Origin of the sequence: Nocardia sp. NPDC101769 (assembly GCF_044766925.1) — a bacterium.
Taxonomy (GTDB): domain Bacteria; phylum Actinomycetota; class Actinomycetes; order Mycobacteriales; family Mycobacteriaceae; genus Nocardia.
This window is the reverse complement of sequence record NZ_JBIWMX010000012.1, coordinates 105,146-120,593: the sequence shown is the minus strand read 5'-3', so window position 1 is coordinate 120,593 and position 15,448 is coordinate 105,146. Positions and strand designations below refer to the sequence as shown.

Annotated in this window: 14 protein-coding genes; 3 read left to right on the top strand and 11 right to left on the bottom strand. The window is 69.2% G+C overall.

Features of this window, described 5'->3' with window-relative positions; all coding sequences use genetic code 11:
* Positions 1-9 precede the first annotated feature (9 nt).
* The 5 genes from ACIRRA_RS20410 to ACIRRA_RS20390 all read right to left on the bottom strand — a co-directional run bounded on the left by ACIRRA_RS20410 (position 10) and on the right by ACIRRA_RS20390 (position 5,124).
* Positions 10-843 (bottom strand): ABC transporter permease, encoded by an 834-nt coding sequence (locus ACIRRA_RS20410; protein ID WP_402770133.1) that lies wholly within the window; start codon positions 841-843, stop codon positions 10-12.
* Positions 840-1,814 (bottom strand): ATP-binding cassette domain-containing protein, encoded by a 975-nt coding sequence (locus ACIRRA_RS20405; RefSeq protein WP_402770130.1) that lies wholly within the window; start codon positions 1,812-1,814, stop codon positions 840-842. The genes ACIRRA_RS20410 and ACIRRA_RS20405 overlap by 4 nt, the downstream gene beginning before the upstream one ends.
* The gene (locus ACIRRA_RS20400; protein ID WP_402770127.1) at positions 1,811-3,097 is read right to left on the bottom strand and encodes a glycosyltransferase; all 1,287 of its coding nucleotides are present in this window, start codon (positions 3,095-3,097) and stop codon (positions 1,811-1,813) included. The genes ACIRRA_RS20405 and ACIRRA_RS20400 overlap by 4 nt, the downstream gene beginning before the upstream one ends.
* A 41-nt stretch (positions 3,098-3,138) precedes the next feature.
* Positions 3,139-4,683, bottom strand: coding sequence for a condensation domain-containing protein (locus ACIRRA_RS20395; protein ID WP_402770124.1), 1,545 nt, complete (start codon positions 4,681-4,683; stop codon positions 3,139-3,141).
* A gap of 141 nt (positions 4,684-4,824) precedes the next feature.
* Entirely contained in the window at positions 4,825-5,124 is a 300-nt protein-coding gene (locus ACIRRA_RS20390) for a hypothetical protein (protein ID WP_402770121.1), read from the bottom strand.
* 355 nt (positions 5,125-5,479) lie between these two features.
* Here ACIRRA_RS20390 and ACIRRA_RS20385 point away from each other — a divergent pair, with 355 nt between their 5' ends.
* Positions 5,480-6,190: a Mut7-C RNAse domain-containing protein gene (locus ACIRRA_RS20385; RefSeq protein ID WP_402770118.1), complete on the top strand. Its 711-nt coding sequence runs from the start codon at positions 5,480-5,482 to the stop codon at positions 6,188-6,190.
* 114 nt (positions 6,191-6,304) lie between these two features.
* Here ACIRRA_RS20385 and ACIRRA_RS20380 read toward each other — a convergent pair whose 3' ends face one another.
* From ACIRRA_RS20380 to ACIRRA_RS20355, 6 genes are all read right to left on the bottom strand, one after another.
* Positions 6,305-6,694 (bottom strand): MarR family winged helix-turn-helix transcriptional regulator, encoded by a 390-nt coding sequence (locus tag ACIRRA_RS20380; RefSeq protein WP_402770376.1) that lies wholly within the window; start codon positions 6,692-6,694, stop codon positions 6,305-6,307.
* 122 nt (positions 6,695-6,816) lie between these two features.
* Positions 6,817-7,821: an aminotransferase class I/II-fold pyridoxal phosphate-dependent enzyme gene (locus ACIRRA_RS20375; protein WP_357001527.1), complete on the bottom strand. Its 1,005-nt coding sequence runs from the start codon at positions 7,819-7,821 to the stop codon at positions 6,817-6,819.
* A gap of 13 nt (positions 7,822-7,834) precedes the next feature.
* Positions 7,835-8,845, bottom strand: a complete 1,011-nt coding sequence (locus ACIRRA_RS20370; protein ID WP_402770115.1) for a 3-oxoacyl-ACP synthase III family protein — start codon at positions 8,843-8,845, stop codon at positions 7,835-7,837.
* 2 nt (positions 8,846-8,847) lie between these two features.
* Positions 8,848-9,507 (bottom strand): SRPBCC family protein, encoded by a 660-nt coding sequence (locus ACIRRA_RS20365; protein ID WP_402770113.1) that lies wholly within the window; start codon positions 9,505-9,507, stop codon positions 8,848-8,850.
* On the bottom strand, positions 9,504-11,252 hold the full coding sequence (locus tag ACIRRA_RS20360; protein ID WP_402770110.1) for a thiamine pyrophosphate-binding protein: 1,749 nt from the start codon (positions 11,250-11,252) through the stop codon (positions 9,504-9,506). The genes ACIRRA_RS20365 and ACIRRA_RS20360 overlap by 4 nt, the downstream gene beginning before the upstream one ends.
* A gap of 232 nt (positions 11,253-11,484) precedes the next feature.
* Entirely contained in the window at positions 11,485-12,696 is a 1,212-nt protein-coding gene (locus tag ACIRRA_RS20355; protein WP_402770107.1) for a serine hydrolase domain-containing protein, read from the bottom strand.
* Positions 12,697-12,923: 227 nt separating this feature from the next.
* Here ACIRRA_RS20355 and ACIRRA_RS20350 point away from each other — a divergent pair, with 227 nt between their 5' ends.
* Together ACIRRA_RS20350 and ACIRRA_RS20345 are read left to right on the top strand one after the other, a co-directional pair.
* Entirely contained in the window at positions 12,924-14,147 is a 1,224-nt protein-coding gene (locus tag ACIRRA_RS20350) for an MFS transporter (RefSeq protein ID WP_402770104.1), read from the top strand.
* An 11-nt stretch (positions 14,148-14,158) separates the two neighbouring features.
* Positions 14,159-15,361 carry an amidohydrolase gene (locus ACIRRA_RS20345; protein ID WP_402770102.1) on the top strand — a complete coding sequence of 401 codons (1,203 nt, stop codon included), beginning with the start codon at positions 14,159-14,161 and terminating at the stop codon, positions 15,359-15,361.
* Positions 15,362-15,448: the final 87 nt, after the last annotated feature.

The window sequence follows — 15,448 nt, the reverse complement described above, 5'->3', positions numbered from 1 at the left end:
GCCTCCGGATCAGCGGGCACGCAAGCTGCGAACGGTCAAGGGCGCGAACACGATCGCGACGACCAGCGCGGCGCCCACGGACCAGGCGAAGTCGGAGCCGACCGAGCCGGAGTCGGCGAGGGTGCGCACGGCGGCCACCAGGTGCGAGACGGGGTTGTAGTCGGAGACGCGGCGCAGCCAGGCGGGCATGGCCGCCACCGGCACCAGGGCATTGGAGGCGAAGCTGGTGAACGTCAGCACCAGCATCGACATGCCCTGCACCGCGGCGGGTTTGGCCACCGTCACGCCGATGAACGCGAACAGCCAGCTCATGGCGGTGGTGGCGAACACCACCAGGGCCGCGCCCAGGATCAGGCCCAGCGGATGGTCCGGGCGGTAGCCCATACCGAAGCCGACCAGCAGCACCATGAGGGCGGCGATCACGTAGCGGGTCGCGCCCGCCAGCAGTCCCCCGGCCACCGGCGCGAAGCGGGCGATGGGCATGGAGACGAAGCGGTCGAAGACGCCGGAGCGGATGTCCTCGGAGAGCTGGACGCCCATGGCCACCGACGAGGTGAGCACGATCTGTACCAGCACACCGGGAATCAGCGTGGGCAGGTAGGCGTCCAGGCTGCCCGCGATGGCCTTGCCGAAGACGCTGCCGAACAACAGCGGGCCCACGATGGGCAGCAGTACCGCGTCGTAGAGCAGCTGGGGGCTGTGCCGGAAGGTCAGCAGACCCCGTTGCGCCATCACCAGGGATTGGACCAGTGCGGCCCGGACCCCGACATGGGTCATGCGCGGCTGCCGGGCGATGCGAGCGGTGGGGTGCAGCAGCACCGGGGCGTCGGAGAGGACGGTCATGCGGTCCGCCTTTCGGCCGGAGTCGAGGTGCGGGCCGGGCGCTGGGTGAGCGCCAGGAACACCGAGTTGAGGTCGGGGCGTTCGACCCCGAAGCCGCGCAGGCGGATTCCGCTGTCGCGGCGGGCGGTGACGATGTCGGCCGCGGTACCGATATCGCTCAGCGGCACGGTCAGGGTGGCGGGATTGTCGCCGTGCAGCGGTGTGGTCCCGGTGAGCCGTTCGACGGCGGTGTCGGCGAGTGGCCGCTGCCCGGGATCGGCCAGGTCGATGCGCAGCATCTCCGCGCCGATGGAGGACTTGAGCTCACCCGCCGTGCCCTCGGCCACCACGGTGCCGTGATCGATGACGGCGATCCGGTCGGCGAGAGCGTCGGCCTCCTCGAGGTACTGCGTGGTCAGCAGGATCGTCGCGCCCCGTCCGACCAGCCCCCGCACCACCGACCACATGCGCTCCCGGGTGTGCGGGTCCAGGCCGGTGGTGGGCTCGTCCAGAAAGATCAAGGGCGGCACCGTGATCAGCGTCGCCGCCAGATCCAGCCGCCGTCGCATACCCCCGGAGAATGATCCGACCCGCCGCTGCGCGGCCTCGGTCAGCTCGAACTCCGCCAGCAGTTCCGCCGCCCGATCCTGCGCCGCCCGCCGGCTCAGCCCGAGCAGCCGCCCGAACAGTCGCAGGTTCTCCCAGGCGGTGAGGTTCTCGTCCACGGCGGCGTACTGCCCGGTGAGCCCGATCATCGACCGCACCGCCGTGGCCTGCCCGGCCACGTCGTAGCCGAAAACCGTTGCCGTGCCGCTGGTCGGGCGCAGCAGCGTGGCCAGCATGCGCACGGTGGTCGTCTTCCCCGCCCCATTGGGCCCGAGCAGCGCGAACACCGTGCCTGCGGCGACGCTCAGGTCGACCGCGTCCACCGCGGTCATGGACCCGAAACTCTTGGCCAGCCCGCGCGTTTCGATGGCGATCTCCGAACTCATCGCATACCTCCGATCATTGTCGAAACACGATCCACCGCACCGGCCGGAGATGATTCCGGGTCCGGTACAAGGGATTCGATGACATCCGCGGCACGCTGGACCCCGTCGTCCCGGAACCGTGCCCCGTGAGCGGCCGCCCGCAACACCACCCCCGGCTCGGTCGCCCGAATCAGCAACCGCTCCAACCGATTCGCACTCAGTCGCGAGAACGGCGCGGTCGCCCCCAGCCCGAGCGCCTCTACCTGCCTGCCCCAGTACGGCTGATCCGCCTGCACCGAGCAGATCACCGAAGGCACCCCCGCCCGCAGCGCCGCCGCAGTCGTACCCGCGCCGCCGTGATGCACAGCCGCGGCACACAGCGGCAGCACCGCACGGTGATCGACCTGATCGACCACCGCGAGGTCGCCGCCTATACGGCCCCGAAACCGCGGCCCTACCAACAGCAGTCGTAATCCGAGCCGTCGGCACGCTTCTCGCACCATCGCCTCCGTGGCGACCGGATCGGTAACCGGCATCGAGCCGAATCCGGCATACACCGGTGCGGCGCCCTCGATCAGCCACTCCCCCAGCTCCCCGCCGATCCCGACGCCGCCGTCGGTCACAACCGGGAATCCGGTGAAGGGCACCGCCCCGAGTTCATCGGCCAGCCCGGGAAAGAGCGCCGGATCGTAGGCTTGAATGGCGGTGTACGCCGGTACTTCCCCAGAGCCGGGTGAGTTCGCCACAGTCCCGGCGTCATCACGCAGGGCCGCGATTTCGGGAGCCAGCGCCCAGGCACGAGCAGTGGTGAGAGCCTTCCAGCCGAGGCGGTTGACAGGTCCGGGAAGGTGACTGCCCCCGGGCATGGCAAGCACCGCAACCGACCGATTCGGCCGGATCGGGAAGAAATGCATCGCCGCGAGCGGAATGCCGTGCTGCCGGGCAGCCTCAGCGGCCACCTCTTCGCACGCCATCCCGCTCACAAGAACCTCGTTGTCCCCCGTGAGAGAGAGCAGATCGCGAGCGGCCTCGGCGAACCCACGCCGTTGCAGATCCAGCGCCGCGCGCACCCGCTGCACCGGATTCGCGTGCCGGAACCGCCGGTCATCCCGCTGAGCACGCAACAACTCATCACTGTCGATTCCGAACGGCGCGGCCGAAACCCCGTGCCGCTCAGCGAACTCGACCAGATTCGGTGACACGGCCATGGTCACCTGGTGACCCCGACCCGCCAGCTCCCGCCCGAGCAGCACCCCCGGCTGCGCATCACCCCGGCTACCAGCGAAGGCGAGCAATGCCTTCATCGCACACCTCCGATCCGATCCAGCCCCGGCGCGTGCACGACTCACACCTGCGCCGGGGCCGGGATCCGGGGCGCCGGCGTGGGGTCGGGTGCCGCCGCCGGAAGGCCGAAAGGCTGTCGCGCGGCAGTGGTTCGGGCCGCATGGACGCCGCCGGGTTTCCGATCCCTCCCGTCGGGTCCGGTCCCGCCGCACAGGGCGGCTTCCGCCTGTGCTCCCGAAGCGAATTCGCGCATGGCGCGTGTGAATTCGGTGAGGAACCGGTCCATTTCGATGGCGGGGAAGGAGGCGGGGAAGCGGGTGGAGAGGCGGAGGCCGTCGGCGGCGCGGACGATCCAGAAGAAGACCTCGTCGGTCGAGTAGGACTCGGCGCGGAGGGTGTGGCCGCGCAGGGATTCGACGAGTTCGTAGTCGGGGAGGACGCGGATGTCGAGGAAGGAGATGCCGAAGCGGGGGCGGTCGGCGCAGTCGAGGAGTTCCAGGACTCGGGTCCAGGTGGCGTCGTGGGCAATGCGCGAACGGCGCAGGACGGTGCGGGTGGATTCCAGGGCGCTGTCGGGGTCCAGGCCGGGGGCGAGGGTGATGTCGATGGGGACGACATTCACGAACCAGCCCATGGATTCCAGCCAGCGCAGGTCGGGGCGGGTGGCGATGGGCATGATGGCGCGCAGCGAGATATGGCCGAAGGTGCGACGGTAGGCGATGGCCAGCGCGGTGAAGACGGCAACCGAGAGCCGGTGCCCGCGCTGGGAGACGGCCTGCTCGATGCGTTCGAGCTCGGTGAGCGACAACAGTTTTCGCGACACACTGGCCTGCACCCGATTGTCGTCCGCGCCGCCGCCAGCGGTGATGGCGGGCTCGAAGCGCGGCAGCATGCCGTCGGAGCCGTCCAGGAATCGCCGCCAGTACCGCACCGGCTCGCACTCGGTGGTCAAGGCCGCCGCGGTGCTGCGCTCCCACTGCGCGAAATCCGCGGCGCTGCCGAAGGTCGGCGATTCGCGCACCGGCTCGCCCCCGGCGACCGAGCGGTACAGCGTGCGCAGTTCCAGGATGACGATGGCCTGCGAATAGGCGTCCATGACGGAGTGGTCGGCGCCGACCAGGACGGTGAAGTCACCGGTGTCGGCGTGCTCCACGGTGGCCAGCAGGCAGTGCGGCCACCGCAGCGGCGACAGCCGCGATTCCAGTGCGCCGGTGAGGTATTCGTTGATCTCCCGCGACCCGGTGACCCCGGGGACCGGCTCTCCGGTGACGCCGATATCGGCGGCGGCGCACACCAGCCGCTCCAGCTCGGGGGCGTCGTGGCGCACCAGGGTGGTGCGCAGGCCCTCATGGCGGGCGTGCCACTGCCGTGCGGTCTCGCGCCAGTGCTCGGCGTCGAAGGGCGCGTCCATCTCGAAAATGGTTCCGATCCAGCGACCTCGGCCCGGCCGCAGGTCGGCCGCGTCCGTCTCCCGGCAGTGACGGACGTGCACGCTGGCCAGGGGCCGCTCGTCGGCGGCCCACTCGGACCCGGCGGCCAGCTCGGCCCGCCACAGCGTGAGCGCGCCGGGACGGACGGCGAATTCGGACAGGTGGGTGTAATCCATGACCGTCTCCCTCATCGAATTCCGCCGGTGTCGGTGCGACCGTTCGATTTCCGTAAAGAAATCACAGTGCGCGAAATAATCGCGATCGAAACGGTTTATAAGCCGACCGGCGAATTAGAAGCTATTGCCCCTGTAGGGGCACTATTTGCCGGACGATCCCGCACCGGCGGCAGCACTGCCGGATCCCAGCGCCCACGCGGCGGTTCCGCCGGCCCGCGCCGAACCGCCGGCCGCGCCGGAACCGGTGCCCAGCAGTCCGAGCATCGACCCGGGCCCGGGAATCAGCGCGGCCGGGCCGCCCGCGGCGGAGCTGCCGGTGCCGAGGCTCACACCGGCGGAAGCGGAGGAGCCGCCGCCCACCGGTGCGGCGGTAACCAGGGCAGGCGTCGGAAGGGGCACGGTGAGGCCCGCGAGGACGAGACCGGACCGGGCTGCGTTCATGGCCGGATTTCCTTTCACCTTCATCAGGACAAGCGCCGAGAACGGCGACTTGTGGGCAGCAGGTCGATGGCGCGGCGGCGACGCTGCCGAGAGATGCACTCGATGGGTGAATACCCCTTCGTCCATCGGTGGGCCGAAACGACCTGCGAACCAAGAAAAACATCAACATTCCAACTCCGCAACCAGTCAGTGTGCAAACAATTGGTTAACTAACTGTTCTCACACCTTTCGACTGTGCTTCAGGCCACTGCACCACTGAAATTGGCCTCCACTTCACTTTCCACGCCGCCCGACCGGCCGGCCGGGATCGAAATGGAGTTGCTCGCCGGTGCCCGGTTTCTGGGATCCTGGGCTGGTGAACGCAGGGGAAATCACCGTCGAGTTCGCGCCCGAGCTGCGCGTGTTCGTCGGTCAGCGCGACGGCTCGCCGGTCCGGGTGGACGGCACCTCGACGCTGGGACATGTGGTGGAGTCATTGGGTGTGCCGCTCACCGAGGTGGGCGTCCTGCTGGTGAACGGGGAACCGGTTGCGGCCGGGCACATTCCACGCGGCGGCGAGAGCGTCACGGTGGCGGCGGTGGCCCGCCCGCAGACCAGTCCCGAGCCTCTGCGCTTCCTACTCGACATCCACCTGGGCACCCTGGCCCGGCGGCTGCGCCTGCTGGGAATCGATGCGGCATACGAGAATCCGGATATCGGCGACGCCGCGCTCGCGGCCCGCTCCGCGGCCGAGCACCGGGTGCTGCTCTCCCGCGATCGCGGCCTGCTGCGCCGCCGCGAAATATATTCCGGCGCTTATGTTTACAGCCACCATCCGGCGGAGCAGCTGGATGACGTGCTGTCCCGCTTCGCCCCGCGCCTGGCCCCGTGGACCCGTTGCACCTCGTGCAACGGCACGCTGCGTGCCGCCGACCGCGAGACCGTCCGCGACCACCTGCCCGACAACACGGGCCAGACCTACGACTCCTTCGCCCAGTGCGTCGACTGCGGCCAGACCTACTGGAAGGGCGCGCACCACGCCCGGCTGGACGCCATCGTGGCGGACGCAATGGCCAAATTCGCCTGACCGGTCGCGACGAATGCCCAGGTCGGCCCCTGCCAGGCCGCGATCGTGGGGTTCGTCCAGAACGTGGTCGTCCACATCTTCGGCAATACCGAGGATCTGACCTGCACCGCGGCTTCAGCGGGCGCGGGCGGCCGCCGCGGCCGCGTCGAGGCGGGCGCCCAGGGCCTTGACCTGATCGCGCAGCACCTCGATGTCCTCGATCGGGACGCCGACCAGGTCCACCACGGTGCGGATCATCTGCTGTGCGCCGTGCTGGAGTTCGCGGCTGGCGTCGGTGGCGTGCAGCACCACCGCCCGGCCGTCGGTGGCGCTGCGCACGCTCTCGACCAGGCCACGCGACTGTAGTCGCTGGACCAGGGGCGAGAGCGTGCCGTAGTCGAGATGCACCTGTTCACCGAGGTCCTTCATGGTGATGCCGGGCCGTTCCCACAGCGCCAGCAGCACCAGGTACTGCGGGTAGGTCAGGTTCATGTCGTCCAGGAACGGCCGATAGGCGGCGGTCATGGATCGCGACGTGGAGTACAGCGCGAAGCACAGCTGAGCATTGAGCGACAGCAGTGCGTAGTCGATCTCCTCGTCCGCTCCGGCCCGTTGCCCGTCGGGTACGGAAGGCGGATGTTCGTGCATTACTGCACTGTACTGCGGACCGTGGCGAGCACGGCGTCGGTGGCCGCGCGATCGCCGACGGTGATGCGGATACCGGTGGGATAGGCCTTGACGTGGATGTCCGCGCCCGCCAAAGCCGTTGCCACTCGATCGGCCTCGGCGCCGGACAGCGTGAGGTAGGAGAAGTTGGCGTAGCTGTCGGGAACGCACAGGCCGAGCTCGCGCAGCCCGGCGGTGAGATGAGCGCGATGTTCGCCCAGCACCGCCACCCGCGCCGCGATCTCGTCTTCCGCCTCGTAGCAGGCCCGCACCGCCACCTCGGCCAGCGCGGTCATGCCGAACGGCAGTTGCCAGCGGGCGATGCGCTCGATGAGCTCCGGCGCACCGAGCGCATAGCCGACCCGCAGGGCCGCCAGGCCGTACGCCTTCGAAAAGGTGCGCAGTACGAGCAGATTCGGGTGCCGGTCCAGCAGGGCGAAGACATCGATCCGGTCCGCCTCGGCGACGAAATCCACGTAGGCCTCGTCCAGGACGACGGTGACCGCCGCCGGGATCTCGTGCAGGAAGGCCTCGAATTCCCCTGCCGGCACCAGGGTTCCGGTCGGATTGTGCGGGCTGCAGACCACCAGCAGCCGGGTCCGTTCGGTCACCGCGGCGGCCAGTGCCGCCAGGTCCTGGCGGCCCGAGCCGGTGAGCGGCACCGTGACGGGCCGCCCGCCCGCCATGCTGGTCAGGATCGGGAACCCGTCGAAGGTGGGCGTCGCCATCACGACTTCGGCCGCGCCGGAACCGAATTCCTGGACGATGTGCATGATCACGCCGGTCGCGCCCGCGCCCACCACGATGCGATCGGGGTGGCAGCCGAGCCGGGCGGCGATCAGCCGCGGCAGCCGCTGCGGCAGGAATTCCGGATAGCGATTGGCCGAGGCCAGGGCGGCGCTCAGCGCCTGCTGGACCGAGGGCGGCGGTCCGTAGGGAATCTCATTGAGCTGCAACCGATGTCCGGCCGTGATCAGCGGACTCATCGCGGCCCGCCCCTCAGCGCCCGCCCCAGCGGACGGCGGCGGCCCCGGCGAAATCACCCGCGTGCGCGAAGCCCGCGAACATCACCAGCGACCCGGCCGGCACCCGGCCCTCGTCCACCGCCCGGTCGAAGGTGACGGGAATCCCCGCGCCGAACAGGTTTCCGCACTCGTCGAAGGTGTCCGGGTGCCGTTCGGGCGGCAGCTGCAGGGCATCGCGCCAGTTGCGCAGGAAGGCGCGGTTGGGCTGATTGGTGACCAGCAGATCAAGCTCCTGCGCCGACACCCCGATGCGACCGCACACCGCGTTCGCGACCTCGGGCACCAGCCGGTTGCCGCGCTGCAGCACCTTGGCGATCTTCGATTCGGTGAAACCCACGTGCATCTGGCCGGATCCGGCCTCCCAGTAACGGCGCGGCGGGTCGGCGATGACAGTCATCTGCCCGGCGAACTCCGGCAGGTGCCGGGTCTCGACATCCAGGATCGGCGAAGCATCGGACTTCACCAGCAGTCCCGCGCCCGCACCGTCGCCCGGTATCGCGGCCTGTGCCTTGCCGCGCACCTGCTCCTGGGTGAAGACCTGGCCCGCGACATTCTGGATGGTCACCACCAGCGCGGAGCGGGCGTCGGACGAGAGCAGGATCTGGCGGGCCAGCTTCATGCCGTACACGAAGGACGCGCAGCCGCCGTTGTGCAGGTCGATCAGCCACTCGGGCGCGATGCCCAGGCGCGCGGCCACGTCGCCGCCGCTGCCCACGATGCCGATGTCCGGGAGCTGGGTGTGCACGATGAGAACATCGATGTCGCGCAACGCATCCCGGCCCTGCCGGGCCAGGATCGGGGCCACGGCGCGCTCGGCCATATCGGCGGGCGTCTCACCGGGCGCGACATGGTGGCGGAACTTGGGGGCCTTGAACATGATGTTCGAGGTGACCTCGTCCGGATCCGCGTACTGCGCGAAATAGTCTGCCGGGACGATGTTCTCGGGCAGGTATCCGGCGACGTCGAGCAGGCTGACGGTGCTCATGATCAGGCCATCCATTCCGGCTTGATCGGCTGCCCGGCGGCGTGCCGATGTTCGCAGATCGCTTTGAGATTGCGCAGTTCCAGCAGGTGCCCGGCGGCGAAGAGGTGCCAGAAGTCGCCCACCCAGACCGGGCGGCCCTCCGGCTCGGTCTCGGGATAGCCGTTGTCCTCGTAGAAGGGGTGATGGCAATTGGTCCAGGTGACAACGGATCCCGGCTTGTTCAGCACGAGTTGCGCGTCGACGACCCGCATCAGGTAGATCATCCACAGGTGGTCGGCCTGATCCCAGGCGCAGTGGTAGTCCACGGTGCGGGCGTCGGGGTTGGCGACGGTGCGGGTGTAGATGCGGGTGTGCGAGCCGATCCGATCATCCGACACCCAGATCTCGGGATCGCCGGTGCGCTCGAAACCCCGCATGCTGTATGTCCATTCGCACAGGCTGCGCGTGTCGGCCAGATATCCGTACACCTCGTCCGGCGGGGCGGCGATGAATTCGGTGACGGTGCAGTAGTCCCCGTAGATCTGGTCGTGCGGGTACACGGCGCGGGTCATGTCGAGTACCAGCGGCATGCCCTCCTTGAGGGCCATGGTCTCGATGCGGTACACGCCCGGGATATCCAGCTCCGGGACTTCGATCGGCGCGTCGGTGACGGTCTCGGTCATGCGAGGGACTCCTTCAGGAAGGGGGCGAACGGTGGGATTTCGTCTGGGTCACACTGCAGTTCGATGAACGCGGGCCCCGCTACCGCCCGCGCCTTGTCCAGCGCGTTCTCGAATTCGGACAGCGTGCGCGCGGTCCAGGCGGGCAGCTCGGGAAACATGGCCGCGACCCCCGCCCCGATCTCCGCCGCCCGGAACCGGTTGAAGCTGTACTCGCCGGAATAGAAAACCTGCTCCCGCGTCACGCACATGGCGTGCGCGTTGTTGTTGAACACCACGAAGGTCACCGGCACCTGGTACTCGACGGCCGTGTGCACCTCGTGGCCGTGCATGAAGTACGCGCCGTCCCCGGCGATCACCACGGCCCGCCGCCCCCGCCCCAGCGCACACCCGATCCCCGCCCCGAACGAATACCCCATTCCGCCCATGCCGAGCGCGATGAGAAACCGTCCGTGCTCGGGGACCCGCAGGTAGTGCACGACAGCGGCACCTGTGTTCCCGGCATCCACGACCACATCGACCCCAGGCTCGAGCGCCGCCTCGATGGCCGCGACGGCCGGGCGATATCGCACACCCGGCCCGGACGCGGGCGGGACGGTCAGCTCGTGCGGTGGGCGGGGATTCGATTGCACACCACTCGATTCCAAGGTGGACACCGTGCCACCAGCCATCACCGAGGCACCTTGCGGGACGGCCGATTCCGCCAGGAGAGCACGCAGTTCCCCGAGCGATGCACCCAGCGGCCCTGGCGCCCCGGCATGGACCGGCACGAACGGCTGTTCCGCTCCCAGATACACCACGCGCGGACAGGCGGCCAGCGCCGCATCCAATCCGGCCCGGGCGGTCATCGACAGTGGTGCCCCCACCAGCAGGCACAGCTCCGCCGCCGCGACGAGCCCGGCGGCATCGGGGTGCCCCATGACCCCGACGACCCCGGCGAAGCGGTCATCCCGATTCGAGAAGGCATCCTTGGCATCCGGGGTGACCAGCACCGCCGCATCCAGCACACGCACCAACTCCGCAAGCTCGGCCCGTGCATCGGCCGCGGCAACCTCGGGTCCGGCAATGACGACCACCCGGCTACCGGAAGGCATATCGGCAAGCAGCGCCGCGATGTCCGCCGGCATTTCCTCCGAGCTCGCAATCGGCTCATCCCGGCCCACGTGGGCGGGTTCGTATCGCAGATCGGCCTCCAGGGTGGAGCCGCTGGATATCAGGGTTGCTTGAATGTCCTTGGGGAGCAGTAGGACTGCTGGGCCACCGGACAGGGCCGCGGCGATGGCACGATCCAGTGCGGCGGAGATGTCCTGGGGCCGAGCGACTTTGGCGCAGTGGCGGGAGACTGCGGTGAAAATGCGCTCGGCATCGAGGCGGCCGGGGTGGCCGCTGGTGTCCTGGAAGGCGCCGCGGCCTTCGAGGGTGGTCGGGGGCTGACCCACCAGGGCCAGGACCGGGACCCTGGAGTCGAAGGATTCGGTGAGGGCGGCGAGGAGATTCATGGCGCCGCCGCCGGAGGTGGCCGCCACCACGCCGAGGCGGGTGGTTGCGCGGGCGTAGCCGTCCGCCATGGTGGCCGCGCCGAATTCGTGTTTGGCGATGATGCCGGTGAGGCCGGGGTGCCGGTGGAGGGCGTCGTAGAGGTCCTCGATATTGGCGCCGCCCACGCCGAAGACATGGTCGGTGTGTGCCGCGATCCGCTCGGCGATGAGGTCGGCCACGGTTCGGAATTCGGGCTTTCTCTCGGGCACGATCCCCCGCTTCTCATTGCCTTGTCCACGATATATCGCACACAAGGTATCCATCCGGAGCGAACTCGATCAACGTGTCCCAAGTCACATCTAAGTCGGAAGATGCTGTTGGGAAGCACAATTAGCCACGCGAAGACCCCGCCGGGGATGCCTCGGCGGGGTCCCGGTCCGGACGCAGGGGGAGAACCGGACCGCATCTGGATGGCTACCGGCGTGGGGCCGGTCTATCCAGTCAACGATCGGCGGCCGGCCGGGGTTCAGTGCGAGCACCCGATCGGCGTGTCGGCCTTCCGAAGGCCGCGCGGGCCAGCCGGAGGCAACGCCGGTCGCCGTTGAGAGTGAGCCCGAGGCGGTTGGGAACGTAGGCGAAGGAGAGCCCGGTTTCCGGATCGGCGAACCCGAGCGAACCACCCATACCGGGCGTTCCGAAGGCGCGGTGGCCGGGCGAACCAAACGGGAAGGCCGGGCAGGACTTTCGGAATCCGAGGTGGAATCGGGTCGTGGTCTTGAGCACGGCATCGGGTGCGGGCACCGGCCCCGGATCGGCGATGCGGGCGCGCACATCGTCCGCGATCGACAGCTCACCGGTCAGCCCGGCCGCATAGATCCGCGCCAGGCCGCGCGCCGAGCCGACGCCATTGCTGCCCGGCAGCTCCACCGACATGATCTCGGGTCGCACGAAGTCCTCCGGCATGCCCAGGTCCGGAACCGTCAGCGCCCGGAAGAGCGGGCCCCGGCGCAGCAGCGCCGGAACCGCCTGATTCCAGGGCAGATTCCGCTCGTGGCGCAGGTCCAGCCCGGAAGTGCGGACCAGCCGGGCGATTCGCTGACCCCCGAGATCCGCATCCAGCCCGATCGTGAAATCGACGCCCAGCGGACCGGAGATCTCCTCGGCGATGAACCGCCGGATGCTGCGCCCGGCCGGATCGGCGCGACGCACCAGCTCATTGATGTACAGCCCGATGCTGACCGGGTGATAACCCTGCCGCGTACCCGGCGTCCACCCCGGCCGCTGTGCCGCCAGCACGCCGGCAACGCGATCCAGATCGAACAGGTCCGCCAGGGTCATCCGGGTATCGCGCAGAATGTGGAGGCCCACCTGATGATCGATCAGCTGCCGGACGGTGACCTCGGCCTTGCCTCGCGCAGCGAATTCGGGCCAGTACCGCGCCACCGGCTCGTCGTAGTCCAGCTGCCCGCGCGACACCAGCATGGCAAGCGACAGCGCCGCAATACCTTTCGTCGACGAGAACACCGGGGCGATGGTGTCCTGCTCCCACGGCAGCCGCCGGACCGCATCCCGCCAGCCGCCCCAGAGGTCCACCACGGGCGTGGCGCCATCGAACACCGCCACGGCCGCGCCGATCTCCCCGTGCTGGAAGTTGCGCCGGAACGCGTCCGCAACGCGCCCGTACCCGTCGGCCACATACCCGTGAACAGTCATATCCCTCATCGGACGCGAGACTACGACACGCCTAGCGCGACGCCGTACGCCACGGGTGCGGGCCGTGACTCGCGTCTCGAACCCCCGCCAGCCAATTGCAGAGCGTTCACCAACCGCGATCAGGGCGTCACCTCCTCGCATGGCGGCTCTCAGCAATTGCGCCGTATGCTCGGGCATCGGCACGAACGTGGCACCCAGCCACTACTCCCGCTTTTGAAGGGGCCTGGATGCCACGCACCACCCGGATAACCATCATGCTGCTGTTCGCGGCATGGGTGGTCGATTACATCGATCGGACCGTGATCAATTTCGCGCTGCCCTCGATCGGCGACGACCTGGGTCTCGACCACACGCGACAGGGTCTGCTGGTGTCGGTGTTCTTCATCGCGTACGCGCTCATCCAGGTTCCTGGAGGTTTGCTGGCCGATCGGTACGGGGCCCTGAAGGTCGGCATCGTGGGTCTGACGGCCTGGTCGATCTTCACCGGATTGACCGCGGTCGCCTGGTCTTTCGCGGTCCTGCTGGCCATCCGGTTCCTGTTCGGTTTGGTGCAGGGTGTTTTTCCGGCGGCCGCCATCAAGGCGCTGGCGGAACGCAGTCTGCCCGAGCAGCGGACGACCGCGGCGGGCTGGACGAACTCCTCGAACGCGGCCGGCCTGCTGCTGGCCGCGGTGATCGCGGGGGTCATGCTGCCCACGGTCGGATGGCGGGTGATGTTCGGGGTCATCTCGGTGCTCGGGGTGGCGGTCATCCTGGCGTGGCGGTGGTGGATGCCGGAACCGCTGGTGCAGGACGAGATTCCGGTCGCGAACGCCGGCACGAAGGCCGAACGCCGCGCCGTGCTGCTCTCGCCCGCACTGATCGGCTTCGCGGTCATCTTCTTCGGCTACGACATGCTGGTGTGGGGTGTCACGGCGTGGACGCCGACCTTCCTGCACGAGCAGCGCGGAATCTCCATGGGCGGCATCGCCATCGCCGCGGTGCCGACCACGCTGGCCGCGGCGGCCGGCGTCGTGCTGGGCGCCCGGCTCTCCGATCGGATCGGCGGGCGGCCTCGGGTGATCGTGGTGCCGGCCATGGCCTTCACCGCCGCCATGCTCTTCGCCCTGCCGCGAGCCGATTCCTTCCCGCTGTTCGTGCTGCTGGGCACGATGATGAGTCTGGTCGCCGGGATGGCCTACATGCCCGCGTTCTCGGTGCCGCTGCGGTCGCTGCCGAGCGCCTACATCGGCGCGGCCACCGGGGTGATCATCTTCGGCGGGCAGCTGGCGGGGGTGGCGAGCCCGCTCGCCTTCGGTGTCATCACCGATCATGTCTCGTACACAACGGCTTTCGAAGCCATGGCCCTCGGACCGCTGCTGGCGCTGCTGGCAGCGGCCGTGGTCCCGCAAACCGCCGACGCGTTCCGGGCGACGCTGGCCCGCCGCACCTCGGCGACCGTCCCGACGTAGGAGAGTCTCACATGACCGATCACTGGCAGCAGGTCTACCGCCATCTGCACGCCCACCCGGAGCTGTCGGGCCAGGAGCACGCCACCGCTCGCCTGGTGGCCGATGAGCTGCGCGCCCTGCCCGGCTGGGAGGTGACCGAAAACGTCGGTGGCACCGGCGTTGTCGGCGTGCTCCAGAGTGGTCCCGGGCCGGTGGTGTGGCTGCGCGCGGATATGGACGCGCTGCCGGTGCAGGAGGAGACCGGGCTCGACTACGCCTCCACGATCCCCGGCGTCATGCACGCCTGCGGCCACGACGTACACGTCACGGCGCTGCTCGGCACCTGCGCGGAACTGTCGGCGAATCCATTGCCCGGCACGGTGGTCGCGCTGTTCCAGCCCGCCGAGGAGACCGGTGCGGGCGCCCAGGGCATGATCAATGACGGTCTGCTGGAACGCTTTCCGCATCCGCGCATCGTGCTCGGCCAGCATGTGAGCCCGCTGCCCGCGGGCATCGTCCTGAGCCGGCCAGGCACCCTGATGGCCGCCTCCGACTCGGTCCGGATCACCTTCCTGGGCAAGGGCGGCCACGCCTCCCAGCCGCACACCGCCATCGATCCGCTGCTCATGGCGGCCTCCCTGGTGGTGCGGCTGCAATCGCTCACCGCCCGACAGACCGCCACCGCCGCCAGCCCGGTCCTCACCGCAGGCGCACTGCACGCGGGCACCCGGCCCAACATCATCGCGGACACCTCCGAGGTCCTGCTCAGCCTGCGTACCTTCACCGACAGTTCGCGCAACCACATGGTCGAGGGCATCCAGCGCATGGCCGAGGCCGAGGCGGCCGCCGCCGGCGCACCCCAGGAACCGAAAGTCGAGTTCTACGACCATTTCCCGGTCACCGAGAACACCCCCGGCGACACCGAACGGGTCCTGGCCACCCTCACCGCCGCCGGCCTCCCCGTCATGCCCATGGACAACCCCATCACCGGCAGCGAGGATTTCGGCGCCTTCGGCACCGCGGCCCACGCCCCCTCCGTCTTCTGGCACATCGGCGGCATGAACCCCGCCCGCTTCACCGAGGAGGACCAGGCCTACATGCTCACCGAAGGCGCCCTCCCACCCCACTTCCCGTCCAACCACTCCCCCCGATTCGCCCCCGACCCCGCCCAAGCCCTCCCCGCCGCCATCACCACCATGCTCACCGCCACCCGAGCCGAACTCACCCGCGCCTGAAAGCCGACCGATAGCAACACATACCGCGACAGGGCCGACGCGAGTTCAGCGTCGGCCCTGTCCTTTCGGGGACGATCGATACGCAGT